This window comes from Mesorhizobium sp. LNHC232B00 (assembly GCF_000502435.1).
Taxonomy (GTDB): domain Bacteria; phylum Pseudomonadota; class Alphaproteobacteria; order Rhizobiales; family Rhizobiaceae; genus Mesorhizobium; species Mesorhizobium opportunistum.
This window is the reverse complement of record NZ_AYWP01000005.1, coordinates 70169-82381: the sequence shown is the minus strand read 5'-3', so window position 1 is coordinate 82381 and position 12213 is coordinate 70169. Positions and strand designations below refer to the sequence as shown.

The 12213-nt window shown below is 63.1% G+C and carries 14 protein-coding genes and 2 pseudogenes; 5 read left to right on the top strand and 11 right to left on the bottom strand.

Annotated elements, in window-relative coordinates; genetic code table 11:
* Positions 1-4: 4 nt before the first annotated feature.
* The 3 genes from clpS to X743_RS1000000172750 form a co-directional block, all read right to left on the bottom strand.
* On the bottom strand, positions 5-334 hold the full coding sequence (clpS, locus tag X743_RS159890) for an ATP-dependent Clp protease adapter ClpS (RefSeq protein ID WP_010909565.1): 330 nt from the start codon (positions 332-334) through the stop codon (positions 5-7).
* Positions 335-633: 299 nt separating this feature from the next.
* Positions 634-963 (bottom strand): phasin family protein, encoded by a 330-nt coding sequence (locus tag X743_RS159895; protein WP_023764904.1) that lies wholly within the window; start codon positions 961-963, stop codon positions 634-636.
* A gap of 152 nt (positions 964-1115) precedes the next feature.
* Positions 1116-1307: a hypothetical protein gene (locus X743_RS1000000172750; RefSeq protein ID WP_198028429.1), complete on the bottom strand. Its 192-nt coding sequence runs from the start codon at positions 1305-1307 to the stop codon at positions 1116-1118.
* Between X743_RS1000000172750 and X743_RS159900 the strand changes: the two genes are divergently transcribed.
* Positions 1249-2697 carry a D-alanyl-D-alanine carboxypeptidase family protein gene (locus tag X743_RS159900; protein ID WP_023764903.1) on the top strand — a complete coding sequence of 483 codons (1449 nt, stop codon included), beginning with the start codon at positions 1249-1251 and terminating at the stop codon, positions 2695-2697. The genes X743_RS1000000172750 and X743_RS159900 overlap by 59 nt on opposite strands.
* A 46-nt stretch (positions 2698-2743) precedes the next feature.
* On the opposite strand, the gene X743_RS159905 is transcribed toward X743_RS159900, so the two are convergent.
* Entirely contained in the window at positions 2744-3445 is a 702-nt protein-coding gene (locus tag X743_RS159905; protein ID WP_023764902.1) for a DnaJ domain-containing protein, read from the bottom strand.
* A 375-nt stretch (positions 3446-3820) separates the two neighbouring features.
* Here X743_RS159905 and X743_RS01000000168790 point away from each other — a divergent pair.
* The 3 genes and pseudogenes from X743_RS01000000168790 to X743_RS1000000173900 all read left to right on the top strand — a co-directional run bounded on the left by X743_RS01000000168790 (position 3821) and on the right by X743_RS1000000173900 (position 5694).
* Positions 3821-5005, top strand: a pseudogene (locus X743_RS01000000168790) (IS5 family transposase).
* 158 nt (positions 5006-5163) lie between these two features.
* A pseudogene (locus X743_RS1000000171975) lies at positions 5164-5295 on the top strand (IS5/IS1182 family transposase); the annotation flags it as partial.
* Positions 5296-5562: 267 nt separating this feature from the next.
* Positions 5563-5694: a hypothetical protein gene (locus tag X743_RS1000000173900; RefSeq protein WP_280801283.1), complete on the top strand. Its 132-nt coding sequence runs from the start codon at positions 5563-5565 to the stop codon at positions 5692-5694.
* Here X743_RS1000000173900 and X743_RS159910 read toward each other — a convergent pair.
* Both X743_RS159910 and X743_RS159915 read right to left on the bottom strand, forming a co-directional pair.
* Entirely contained in the window at positions 5691-6128 is a 438-nt protein-coding gene (locus tag X743_RS159910) for a DUF1489 family protein (protein ID WP_013895345.1), read from the bottom strand. The two genes, X743_RS1000000173900 and X743_RS159910, sit on opposite strands and share 4 nt — an antisense overlap.
* Before the next feature lie 77 nt (positions 6129-6205).
* Positions 6206-7609, bottom strand: coding sequence for an L-serine ammonia-lyase (locus X743_RS159915; RefSeq protein WP_023764898.1), 1404 nt, complete (start codon positions 7607-7609; stop codon positions 6206-6208).
* 175 nt (positions 7610-7784) lie between these two features.
* Between X743_RS159915 and X743_RS159920 the strand changes: the two genes are divergently transcribed.
* Positions 7785-8528, top strand: a complete 744-nt coding sequence (locus X743_RS159920; RefSeq protein WP_023764897.1) for a DUF599 domain-containing protein — start codon at positions 7785-7787, stop codon at positions 8526-8528.
* On the opposite strand, the gene X743_RS159925 is transcribed toward X743_RS159920, so the two are convergent.
* From X743_RS159925 to gatC, 5 genes are read right to left on the bottom strand one after another with little or no spacing between them, the layout of a single operon-like run.
* Positions 8477-9274, bottom strand: a complete 798-nt coding sequence (locus tag X743_RS159925) for a YdcF family protein (protein WP_023764896.1) — start codon at positions 9272-9274, stop codon at positions 8477-8479. The two genes, X743_RS159920 and X743_RS159925, sit on opposite strands and share 52 nt — an antisense overlap.
* A gap of 21 nt (positions 9275-9295) precedes the next feature.
* Positions 9296-9829: a hypothetical protein gene (locus X743_RS159930; protein WP_023764895.1), complete on the bottom strand. Its 534-nt coding sequence runs from the start codon at positions 9827-9829 to the stop codon at positions 9296-9298.
* Position 9830: 1 nt separating this feature from the next.
* Positions 9831-11396, bottom strand: a complete 1566-nt coding sequence (locus X743_RS159935; protein ID WP_023764894.1) for an amidase family protein — start codon at positions 11394-11396, stop codon at positions 9831-9833.
* Positions 11396-11851: a GNAT family N-acetyltransferase gene (locus tag X743_RS159940; protein ID WP_023764893.1), complete on the bottom strand. Its 456-nt coding sequence runs from the start codon at positions 11849-11851 to the stop codon at positions 11396-11398. The genes X743_RS159935 and X743_RS159940 overlap by 1 nt, the downstream gene beginning before the upstream one ends.
* Before the next feature lie 6 nt (positions 11852-11857).
* Positions 11858-12145 (bottom strand): Asp-tRNA(Asn)/Glu-tRNA(Gln) amidotransferase subunit GatC, encoded by a 288-nt coding sequence (gene gatC, locus X743_RS159945; protein WP_013895338.1) that lies wholly within the window; start codon positions 12143-12145, stop codon positions 11858-11860.
* Positions 12146-12213 lie beyond the last annotated feature (68 nt).

Genomic DNA, 12213 nt, shown 5'->3' with positions numbered 1-12213 from the left:
TACCTCACTTCTTCTCCATCACGCATTGCAGCGGATGCTGATTCTGTCGGGCGAAATCCATGACCTGAGACACTTTGGTCTCGGCCACCTCGAATGTATAGACCCCGCACTCGCCCACCCCATGATTGTGAACATGAAGCATGATGCGTGTGGCAGCTTCGCGGTCCTTCTGGAAAAAACGCTCCAGCACGTGAACCACGAACTCCATCGGAGTGTAGTCGTCGTTAAGAATGAGGACCCGGTAGAGGCTAGGCTTCTTGGTCTTGGTTTTTGTGCGCGTGATGACGGCCGTCCCGCGGCCGGCCTCATTGCCGTCGCCGCCGCCGTTTTGCATCCGCGCCACCTGTCTCGTGGCAGTCAAACCGATCGTCACGTAATCCTGCCTCTTTCGAATCCTCATGCGAGCTCAACATGTAGGTGTTCGATGGACGATTTTAAGCCCTTCTGGTTAGCTGACAATATGGCTAGGTGACCAAACTTCGCGGATTTTCGCAATCGTGAAGGGGCGCGAGGCACTGGATAGCAAATCGACATGAAAAAACCCGGCCGCGCTCGCGCAACCGGGTCTTGTCCCGACCCAAAGGGCCGGATCTCGCTGTCGTCGTGAGGCGAAGCTACTTCGCCCGGGCGAAATTACTTCGCCTTGGCGACGATCGATTCGAACGGCTTATAGGCTTCCTTGGCGAGTTCGGCATAGAGGTCGCCGATCTTGGTGGCCTCGGCGACGAATGCCTCGTAGGACTGCTTGGCATAGTCGGACTGGATTTCGATGGCCTTGTCGAGCGACTTGGCAGAGAGCAGCTTCTCGGCAGCGGCACTGCCGGCTTCGAAACTCTTCTTGGTGTATTCGCCGGCCTCGGTTGCGATCGCCTGAGCGCCCTTGGAGAGCGAAGCGAAGCTCTTCAATCCGGTGTCGGCAAACTCTTTGCCGTATTTGCTGAAGTCCTCATAGGTCTGGGTCATTTCGCGATTCCCTTGACGGTTGAGGCGTCCTTCTTCGGGGCGCCCTTGTGCAATGCACTAGAGTATATTGTGCGCCGCACAAAAGTCAATATTTCGCCTGCGTTCAGAGGCCGCCTGCGCAGGCAATGCCTAAAAATCAAATAAAGTGAGTTTCAAGCCCGAAGAAAATGGTGAACGCGGCGGTTACCATAAACGGATTGGTAACGCTGGCCCGCTAGCTTGGCTGAAAGTGCGGCAGGACCCTTTGCCGCCTTCAGCGCAACGAAGAATTCAAGGTAAACATCAGTGCGTAAGGCGTTGTTGGGCATCGTTTCCAGATCCACCTCCCCCCTCAAAGCGATCATGGTCCTCGCCTTGGCGTTGACATTCGTTTGCGCCGACGTTGCCTCGTCGCTGGCGGCGCGGCAGGCAGCCATTGTCGTGGACGCCAAGACCGGCAAGGTGCTGTACTCCGCAGACGCCAATGGCAGGCGCTATCCGGCATCGCTGACCAAGATGATGACGCTTTACCTGACCTTCGAAGCTCTGGCGAAGGGCAAGATCAGCAGGAACACGCCTGTCGTGTTTTCGGCCAAGGCATCCGCCGAGGCGCCGACGAAACTCGGCGTGAAGCCGGGCGGTTCGGTCACGGTCGACACCGCCATCCTGTCGATAGTCACCAAGTCGGCCAACGACTCGGCGACCGCGCTCGGCGAAATGATTGGCGGCAACGAAACCAATTTTGCCCGCATGATGACGGCCAAGGCGCGCCAGCTCGGCATGAACGGTACCGTGTTCCGCAATGCCAACGGCCTGCCCGACCCCGGCCAGTTCACCACCGCGCGCGACATGGCGACGCTCGGCATCGCGCTGCGTGAGCATTTCCCCCAATATTACGGCTATTTCTCGCAGCGGTCCTTCCTCTATGGCCGCCAGCGCATCAACGGTCACAACCGCCTGCTCGGGCGCATCAAGGGCGTCGACGGCATCAAGACCGGCTACACGCGCGCCTCCGGCTTCAATCTCGTCTCCTCCGTGTCAGACGGCAATCGCCGCCTTGTTGCCGTCGTCATGGGCGGCACGTCGGGCGGCAGCCGCGACAACCAGATGGCGGCTCTGATCAACACCTATATGCCGCGGGCTTCGACCCGCGGCGGCGGCGATCTGGTCGCCAAGGCTGATAGCAATCCGATCAGGGCGCTTGCCAAGGTCCTGCTGCCCAAGCACGACGCGCCGACGCCGGACGAAAAGCCGGTGGCTGTTGCAAGCGACGATACTGCCGTCGCCGAAGACGCTACCGTCGCGCAGGGCGACAGCAATGCCGAGGACAGCAGCGCGGAGGACGACGCCGCGGTCGAAGAACCCAAGCTGGTCGTTCCGGCCAAGAAGGTGAAGACGGTCATCGTCTCCGCCCCCAAAGTCGCCACCGCGCAGGTCGTGGCTGCCTATGCCGAGCCGACGCCCGCGCCTGCACCTGCTGTCGATCCGGTCAACACCGCGTCGGTGCCCTCGGGCTGGGCCATCCAGGTCGCTTCCTCGCCCAAGCAGTCCGAAGCCCAGGCTTTCCTCGACAAGGCCAGCAAGCAGGCGCCCAGGGTGCTGGCCGATGCCGCCGGCTTCACCGTCGCCTTCGACAAGGATGGCGTCACCTACTATCGCGCGCGCTTCGGCGGCTTCGGTTCGAAGACCGCTGCCTGGAAGGCCTGCACCGCTTTGAAGAAGAAGAGCATCGAGTGCTACGCCGTCCAGCAATAGGACGGCGTGCACACAATCTCCCGGAAAATTTTTGCGTCGAAGGAGACTAGTTGTGATTGGAGAGCAAGACGTCCTTGGCTTCGTTGATTCGCGCCGCCAGGAAAGACGTGCCGCCGATGTCGGGGTGCAGGCGCTGCATCAGGCGGCGGTGCGCCTTGCGGACATCCGCCGCGGCGGCCCCCGCTTCAAGACCAAGGACCTTGTAGGCCTCCTCCTTAGTCATGGCGCCAGGACCTGGCGCAACACCCAGCCCTTCGCCACCGTTCGTCTCAGCGTTTTTGCGCCAGACGGGAAATCTGCCGTCAAGATACGCCTCTAGCAACTGCCGGCTCTCCGGATCGCCGGAGAGTTCGCGGTAGAGATGCTGCAATTCCGAAAGACCCATGGCGCCAAGCATCTTGCCGTCATGGCGGCCGGCCAGGACCAGTCCTTCGAGACCGCCCGAATTGTGATCCAGTTCCATCTCGAGTGCCGCTGTCCGCACTGTCGAGCGTTTTCCAGGCGTCGGCTTGGCATTTGGCCGGCCTGCGCGCGTCACGCCATACCAGCCGATCGCCGCGAACAGGATGATGCCGCCGATCCCGCTGCGCCCGACCAGCAGCACGGCGCCGCCCACCAGGGCCAGCAGGATCGGCCCCAATGTTCTCGTCGAACTGGCGAGCCTGGCCGGATCGGCGCGAAGAAACGCCGTCGTTGCGATCAGCAGCACCAGCAGCAATGCGACCAGGACGATAATTACGCCTAACATTTCCCACCGCCCCACGGATTCCCTGCCCGCCTGGACAGCCGCGTCACTTCCTTCAACACTTTTTCTGCGCCGGAATCATGGCCTCCCTCCGATCGGAAGAGGGCGTTGGCCCAGCCAACGCGGCGGCCCTTGTCGACTTCGACAGCTTTTCATCGCGCATGAATTTCAAGATGTGGCGTTGTCTCGCCGCTTGCAAGTCCAGTACGGAGCAAGATGGAGGGCCAGCGGAGCATGTCGCCCAAAAGCGAACTCAGACCCGAAGCGCGCCGCGTGAACCCGTTTCAGCGCGAAGCGCTTTAGCAGGCTGTTGAAGAAGTAGTGGCGCGGGTGTTTGGAGCGTGATTCACTGTTCCCCGAATGATTTGGGGATTTGTGGTGCGCGGCTCAGACGAACGGACAGGCTCGCTGTTTTCGTATGTCGACCTCGAGGCTCGCGTTCGGCGAGACCATCCGCTGCGGGTGATACGGGAGATCGTGAACGCGGCTCTTGAGGTGATGGACGGGGATTTTGCGGTGCTTTATCCGCCTGGGCTCGGCCGCCCGTCGATCGCACCGGAACGGTTGCTGCGTGCGATGCTTTTGCAGGCCTTCTATGGCATCCGCTCGGAGCGTCAATTGATGGAGCGGATGGAGTTCGATCTTCTGTTCCGCTGGTTCGTGGGGCTTGGTGTTGACGAACCGGCCTGGGATCATTCGAGCTTCACCAAGAACCGGGATCGGCTGTTGGAGGGCGAGATCGCGGCAAAGTTTCTGCGCGCGGTGCTTGCTCAGCCAAGGGTAAAGCGGCTTTTGTCGTCGGATCACTTCTCGGTGGACGGGACGCTGATCGAGGCCTGGGCTTCAATCAAGAGCTTCCGCCGCAAGGACGGGAGCGACAATGACCCGGATGGAGCGGGGCGTAACGCCGAGCGCGGCTTTCATAAGGAGAAGCGCTCCAACGACACACACCAGAGCACGAGCGATCCGCAGNGCGGGGCGTAACGCCGAGCGCGGCTTTCATAAGGAGAAGCGCTCCAACGACACACACCAGAGCACGAGCGATCCGCAAGCGCGGCTCTACAAGAAGGGCGACGGGCAGCCGGCGAAGCTCTGCTAATGGGCCATGCGCTGATGGAGAACCGTCATGGGCTTGCAGTGGATGGCGGCATTACCCAGGCCACGGGCACGGGCGAGCGTGATGCCGCGCTCGCCATGTTGGACCGCAGACCGTCGCGGCGGCGCATCACGCTGGGCGCCGACAAGGCCTATGACGTGCGCCAGTTCATCAAGGATCTGCGCGAGCGCAAGGTCACGCCGCATATCGCCGTCGACGGCCATCTGAGCAAAACCGGCAAGCCTCGCGTGACGGCGATCGATGACCGCACGAAGCGCCATCCGGGCTATGATGTCAGCCAACGCTGCCGCAAGCGGATCGAGGAGGTGTTCGGATGGATCAAGGCTTCGGCCGGCATGGCCAAGGTCAAGCTGCGAGGATGCGCCCGTGTGGGCGCGGCCTTCACCTTGAACCTGGCGGCCTACAATCTGATCCGCTTACCCAAACTGCTGGCAGCGCCGGCATGAGCCTCACCGGCCGTTGGCGGATCGTCGCGATGCCCGACTATGTCGAGGATTATCGCGACACGATGGAACCCGCCTACATTGAGTTCGCGGCCGATGGCTCCGGCGAATTCGCCTTCGGCTGCGTCACCGGGCAGATCTTCGGCGCGGGCCGAATTGCCTTTGTCGAAGNTTCGGCCGGCATGGCCAAGGTCAAGCTGCGAGGATGCGCCCGTGTGGGCGCGGCCTTCACCTTGAACCTGGCGGCTTACAATCTGATCCGCTTGCCCAAGCTGCTGGCGACGCCGATATGAGCGTCACCGGTCGCTGGCGGATCGTCGAGATGCCCGACTATGTCGGGGACTATCGCGACATGATGGAGCCTGCCTACATTGAGTTCGCGGCCGATGGCTCCGGCGAATTCGCCTTCGGCTGCGTCACCGGGCAGATCTTCGGCGCGNGCCTACATTGAGTTCGCGGCCGATGGCTCCGGCGAATTCGCCTTCGGCTGCGTCACCGGGCAGATCTTCGGCGCGGGCGACGGCAACAATGTCGCCTTCTCCTGGCAAGGCAATGACGAAATGGACGAAGCCCAAGGCAATGGTTGGGCTGAAATCCAACCCGACGGCTCTATCAGCGGACAAATCTGCTTCCATGGCGGCGATGAAGCAGACTTCATCGCCCGCAAGTGGACTTCTTCAACAGCCTGTTAGAGCAAACCGAGATCGGCAAGCTCACGCCTGAGCTTCGGCGGCATCTCCACCAGCCCGGCCTTGCCTTTGCCGAGATCGGCCGGCGCGTCCGACGGCTTCAGATAGCGCCAGCCTTGAAAAGCCCGGCGCGGCTGCCAGTCGGTGCGAATGACCCGCGGGTCGAGCATCAAATGGCAGCGGCCGATACCTTCGTCATCGGTGAACGGCCGGATCTCCGTGATCAGCTGGCGGCACTGCACATTGCCCTTGATCACCCAGTAGAGCGAACCACCATCGGTGACCTCTTGCCCACGCGTCGGCACCATGCGGGTCGTGTGCCAGTGTTCGACCGGATCACCGGCCCGGCGCCGTTCGTCGAGACGGAACTCGATCCATTCCTCGAGGTCCTCGACGCTGTCGCAGCCGACGCACAGTTTTAGGAGATTGAGAGCCATCCGCCAAGGTTAGTCCGGAGCGCCGGGACGTCAACGGCCTGACAGACTTCTCCACAGTGCCGGTTTAGGCCAGAACCTCAGCACTCCACGACATTGACGGCGAGACCGCCAAGGCTGGTTTCCTTGTACTTCTCGTTCATGTCGAGGCCAGTCTGGCGCATGGTCTCGATCGCGGCGTCGAGCGGCACGAAATGCACGCCGTCGCCCTTGATCGCCAGCGACGCGGCGGTCACGGCCTTGACCGCGCCCAGCGCATTGCGCTCGATGCATGGCACCTGCACCAGCCCGCCGACCGGATCGCAGGTCATGCCGAGATGATGTTCGAGCGCGATCTCGGCGGCATTCTCGACCTGCTCGGGCGTGCCGCCCATGACGGCGCACAGGCCGGCCGCGGCCATTGCCGAGGCAGAGCCCACCTCGCCCTGGCAGCCGACCTCGGCGCCCGAGATCGACGCGTTGGTCTTGATGATGCCGCCGACGGCTGCCGCCGTCAGCAGGAAGTCGCGGATGCTAGGCTGGTCGGCCTCGGGGTGGAAATGCAGCCAGTAGCGCAGCACTGCCGGCAGCGTGCCCGCGGCCCCATTGGTCGGCGCGGTGACGACGCGGCCGCCGGCCGCATTCTCCTCATTGACCGCCATCGCGTAGATCGACAGCCAATCGTTGGCGAGCAGAGGGTTCGGCCGGTTCTGCTGCCATTGTTCCTGCAGCTTGTCGTGCAACATGCGCGCGCGGCGCCGCACCTTCAGCCCGCCAGGCATGATGCCGTCCTGCGAAAGGCCACGGTCGATGCAACCCTTCATGGCGCTCCAGATGGCGTCGAGGCCGGCGTCGAGTTCCTCGCGCGTCATTTGCGTTTCCTCGTTGACGCGCTTCAGTTCGGCGATGGAGAGCCCGCTCTTGGCCGCCATCTTCAGCATCTCGACGGCGTTCTTGAAGGGATAGGGCACCTTCTTGCCCTCGGTCGTCACCGACCCCTTGGCCTTCGTCCTCTGCAACTCTTCTTCCGAAACGACGAAGCCGCCGCCGATCGAATAGTAGATGCGCTTGAGCAGCAGGCGGCCGCCGGCGTCATAGGCGTAGAACGCCACGCCATTGGCATGTCCCGTGAGCGGTGTCTTGCGGTCGAGCACAAGATCGGTGGCCGGATCGAAACGGTAGGAGGGGTGACCGGGCGGTGAAATCAATCTGTCGGCGGTGATGCGGCTGACGATCTCGTCGGCCCGGTCCGGATCGACCGTTTGCGGGGTCTGGCCGGCAAGTCCCAGGATGACGGCGCGGTCGCTGCCATGGCCGATGCCGGTATAGGCGAGCGAACCATGCAGGCTGGCGCCGATGCGGTCGACCTTGGCGCCGGCGGGGCGCGGCCAGTCGTCCCCCGCGACCTCGTCGAGAAACCGCCGCGCGGCGGTCATCGGCCCCATCGTGTGGGAGCTCGAGGGGCCGATGCCGATCTTGAACAAGTCGAAAACCGAAAGGAACACGCTGTCTCCTGGATCACGTCGAGGATTACATATAGGAATTCCCAGGATGTTTCCGCTCTTTTGACAATCGCGGCGCGGCACCTGCCGACCTTGTTTGCTCCGGCAGCGACATCCGTTGCTTATCGCTCGATCCCGATGATCGAAGCGGTCACGCCGAATGTGATAAATTCAGCTCATGCGTGATTCCCTCGATCTTTCGACGGCCGATCTCGCGGCGCTGGGCCTCTTCCTCGCCGCGTGGCTGCTGCACACGCTCGCCTCCGACGGCCGGCTGGTCAGCCGCGTGTCGCTGACCACCGCGATGAACGCGCAACGCGAGACCTGGATGCGCACCATGGCCGAGCGCGAGATCCGCATCGTCGACACCGCCATCATGAGCGGCTTGCAGCAGGGAACCGCCTTCTTCGCCTCCAGTTCGCTGATCGCGCTCGGCGGCTGCTTTGCTCTGCTCGGTGCGTCCGACCGGGTACTCGAAGTGCTGAGCGACCTGCCTTTGGGCGGTGCGCCGTCACGCTCGGCCTTTCAGATAAAGGTGCTGGGACTGGTGCTGATCCTGGCCTTTTCCTTCTTCAAATTCGGCTGGGCCTACCGGCTGTTCAACTATTGCACGATCCTGATCGGCGCGGTGCCGATCCCGCATGGTGAAGCCTCGCGCAACCCGGTCACCGAAACGGCGGTTTGGCGCGCCGCGCAGATGAACATGCTGGCCGGCAAGCATTTCAACTCCGGCCTGCGCGGCGTGTTCTTCTCGATCGGCTATCTCGGCTGGTTCGTCGATCCGGTGGTGTTCGTGCTGTCGACGCTTCTGCTGCTGGCCGTGCTGGTGCGGCGCCAGTTCTTCTCGGCGGCGCGCCGCGCCGTCATCGGTCAGCCGCCAGGCGCCGGAAAGGGCCGGTCGATGCGGCCGGACAGCCAATAGGCGAACAATCCGATCCATTCGCGGGTCGCCATGGTCGTGGTCTCCAGTGAATCGGCCGCATTGTCGCGAAACAGGCCGACACCTTCCTTGCCCGAGGTGCGATAGTCGACCGGCCATGGAACGGTTGGAAAACCAGCCTTGTCGAACAGCGCCTTGGCCCGTGGCATGTGGAAGGCGGAGGTCACCAGCAGCCAGGTCTCGCCCGGCTTCGGTTCGACGAGTTCGCGGCTGAAGACCGCGTTTTCGTAGGTGTTGCGGGACTTGTCCTCAAGGACAAGACGATCGGTCGATACACCCAGTGGGCCGAGCAGGCGGGGCGCGGTGTCGGCGTCGCCCTCGCCATCAAGGAAAAGCGAACCGTTTCCGCCGGATACGACCACCTTGGCCTGCGGGAAGCGCCGGGCGAGGATTGCAGTCTCGACCATGCGATCGCCGCTGCTGCTCAATTCATAGCCGCCGCGCGCGAGGTTGATGGCGCCCTCGAACCCACCGCCGAGCACGATGATGCCGTCGACCTCTTGCGGCAGCGGCGGCCGTGGAAAGCGTTCCTCCAGCGGATTGAGCATCATGGCGCCGAGCGAAGTCCAGGCCGACAGCGCCAAAATCAGGAAGGCGAGCACGCTGCCGGTGACGGCCAGCCGCCGCCGGCCGATCATCCCGGCGATCAGCCCCGCCAGAAGCAGGAAGATCGTCAGGTTGAGCGGCTGGATGAAGAACCACAGGATCTTGGAAAGATAGTAGAACACGCTTTCCCCTACGATCTGCCCCTACGATCTGCTCGAAGTGCGGCGGGCGGCAAAGCGCCTGACGGCTTCCGCAACAGCCTCAGCCTCCGAACGATCGAGTTCCCGCCCGAACGAGATTGGCCCGCTTGCCGTGGCCAGGCGAACCACTTCCTTCAGTCCGGTGTCGTCGGTCGGATAGGTGTGTTCCAGGACCTCGGCAGTGAGCTGCCCGTTATATGTGAGGAAGGCGCGATCACGGAACGGACTGCCCCTGATTTCGCGGACGATCGTGTCTTTCGCGATCCGCAGCGTTTCGCCTCCCGATACAAGCCAGATGAACTCCTTGCCGAGAAAATACGCGAGAAACCCGGCAATCGCCAGAAATGACATCAGGCCGAACAGGCCGCTCGCGACCGTTACCGGCGATTTGTCGAACAGCCCCATTTTGGTGGTGACGGCGACGATTGCGATCGAGAGAAGAAGAAAGCCGACCCTGATGGCTGAACGCCTGGGCGGGTTTGTGATCAGCAGTTCATGTCCCGTCTCGATGATGGAAATGCGAGACGGGGGCGACATGTTACCACCACTTCTCCGGCTGGAACGTGCCTGCCGCCTGTTCGATGACGGCGGCTGTCTGAAACAGCGTCTCTTCCTCGAACGGCCTGCCGATCAGCTGCAGGCCAAGCGGCAGCCCCTTGGGATCGAGGCCGGCCGGCACTGCGATGCCGGGCAGGCCGGCCATGTTCACGGTGACCGTGAAAATGTCGTTGAGGTACATCTTGACCGGATCGGCGGCCATGTCCTCGTCGGCGATGCCGAAGGCTGCGGACGGCGTCGCGGGGGTCAGGACGACGTCGATGCCGGCAGCGAAGACGTTCTCGAAGTCGCGCTTGATCAGGCTGCGCACCTTCTGCGCCTGCAGATAATAGGCATCGTAATAGCCGGCCGACAGCACATAGGTGCCGATCATGATGCGGCGCTTGACCTCGCGGCCGAAGCCGGCGGCACGGGTCTTCTCGTACATCTCGACGATGTCCTTGCCCGGCACGCGCAGGCCGTAGCGGACGCCGTCATAGCGCGCCAGGTTGGACGACGCCTCGGCCGGCGCCACGATGTAATAGGCCGGCAGCGCGTATTTGGTGTGCGGCAGGGAAATATCGACGATCTCGGCGCCGGCGTCCCTGAGCCACGCAATGCCCTTCTGCCACAACGCCTCGATCTCCGCGGGCATGCCGTCGACGCGGTATTCCTTGGGAATGCCGACCTTCATGCCCTTGATCGGCTTGCCGATCGCCGCTTCATAGTCGGGCACCGGCCGGTCGACCGAAGTGGTGTCCTTCGGATCGACGGAGGCCATGGATTTGAGCAGGATCGCGGCATCGCGCACGTCGCGAGCGATCGGTCCGGCCTGGTCGAGCGACGAGGCGAAGGCGACGATGCCCCAGCGCGAGCAACGTCCATAGGTCGGCTTGATGCCGACCGTACCGGTGAAGGCGGCCGGCTGGCGGATCGAGCCGCCAGTGTCCGTCGCCGTCGCGCCGGCGCACAGGAACGCCGAGACGGCGGTCGCCGAGCCGCCGGAAGAGCCGCCCGGCACCAGCTGCGCATTGTCCAGGCTACGCTGCGTTTTCGTGCCGCCGGCCGATACGAAGCCGCCGTCGCCCTGATGCGTCGTCGGCATCACCACCGTGTCGAGGCGCGAACGCCGCCACGGATTGATGACCGGGCCGTAATAAGAAGTCTCGTTGGACGAGCCCATGGCGAACTCGTCCATGTTGAGCTTGCCCAGCATGACCGCGCCGTCGGCCCACAGATTGGCGGTGACGGTCGATTCATAGCGCGGCTTGAAGCCGTCGAGCACATGGCTGCAGGCCTGGGTGTGCACACCGTCGGTGCCGAACAGATCCTTAATCCCCAGCGGAATGCCTTCCAGCGCGCCGCCCTCGCCCTTGGCCAGCCTGGCGTCGGACGCCTTGGCCATGTCGCGCGCCTTGTCGCCGGTCACCGCCACATAGGCATTGAGCGCCGGATTGGCGCGATCGATCGCCGAGAGATAGGCGTCGGTGATCTCGGTCGCGGTGATTTCCTTGCCGCGCAGCTTGGCGCGGGCCTGCGAAATCGTCAGTCGGGTGAGGTCGCTCATCAAAGGCTCTTTTCGTAAAACACCGACCATTGGGAATCGGGATAATCCAGCACCGGGCCGCAGCGCGAGAACCCGGCGCGTTCGTAAACGGTCCATGCCGCGGGATGACGATCGCCCGTCTCCAGCACCAGCCGCTTCAGTCCCTCCTGCCGCGCCAACGCCACGACCCGCTCGACGATGCCGGCGCCGATCTTGCGGCCGCGATGCGAAGGCCGCGTGTACATGCGCTTGACCTCGCCGATGGCATCGCCATGGCGCTTCAGCGCGCCACAGCCAATGGCGACACCGTTGTCGCGGGCGATAAAAACGGTCGTGTCCTGGCCGGCCATCTGCTCGACCGTCATGTGGTAGCAGTGCTCCGGCGGCGTCAGTTCGAGCAAGGTCTCGTTGAGTTCCTTGACCAGGCCGCGCACGTCGTCCTGCAGCGGCGTCTCGATGGCGATCTCGATTGCCATCGGCCCCTACTCCACGACCTTCGGCACGAGGAAGAAATTCTCTTCGGTCGCCGGCGCGTTGGCGACGATGTCGGCCGCCTTATTGCCGTCGGTGACGACATCGCCGCGCTTCTTCATTTCCATCGGCGTCACCGAGGTCATCGGCTCGACACCTGAAACATCGACTTCATTGAGCTGTTCGACAAAACCAAGAATGGCGTTCAGCTCGCCGGTCATGCGTTCTGCATCCTCTTCGCTCACCGCGATGCGGGCGAGACGCGCGACGCGCTTCACTGTCTGAAGATCAACGGACATGTATTTGCCTCGGGGAAAAACCAGTCCGGGCTATAGCGGCGCGGCGCGCGGCACGCAACATGCATCGT

Coding starts and splice junctions, on each gene's coding strand:
- X743_RS159910 (WP_013895345.1), bottom strand. CDS start 6,128: ATGGCTCTCAATCTCCTAAAACTGTGCGTCGGCTGCGACAGCGTCGAG.
- X743_RS159895 (WP_023764904.1), bottom strand. CDS start 963: ATGACCCAGACCTATGAGGACTTCAGCAAATACGGCAAAGAGTTTGCC.
- X743_RS1000000172750 (WP_198028429.1), bottom strand. CDS start 1,307: ATGATCGCTTTGAGGGGGGAGGTGGATCTGGAAACGATGCCCAACAAC.
- X743_RS159940 (WP_023764893.1), bottom strand. CDS start 11,851: ATGGCAATCGAGATCGCCATCGAGACGCCGCTGCAGGACGACGTGCGC.
- gatC (WP_013895338.1), bottom strand. CDS start 12,145: ATGTCCGTTGATCTTCAGACAGTGAAGCGCGTCGCGCGTCTCGCCCGC.
- clpS (WP_010909565.1), bottom strand. CDS start 334: ATGCAAAACGGCGGCGGCGACGGCAATGAGGCCGGCCGCGGGACGGCC.
- X743_RS1000000173900 (WP_280801283.1), top strand. CDS start 5,563: ATGGACGAAGCCCAAGGCAATGGTTGGGCTGAAATCCAACCCGACGGC.
- X743_RS159920 (WP_023764897.1), top strand. CDS start 7,785: ATGCGTGATTCCCTCGATCTTTCGACGGCCGATCTCGCGGCGCTGGGC.
- X743_RS159905 (WP_023764902.1), bottom strand. CDS start 3,445: ATGTTAGGCGTAATTATCGTCCTGGTCGCATTGCTGCTGGTGCTGCTG.
- X743_RS159930 (WP_023764895.1), bottom strand. CDS start 9,829: ATGTCGCCCCCGTCTCGCATTTCCATCATCGAGACGGGACATGAACTG.
- X743_RS159935 (WP_023764894.1), bottom strand. CDS start 11,396: ATGAGCGACCTCACCCGACTGACGATTTCGCAGGCCCGCGCCAAGCTG.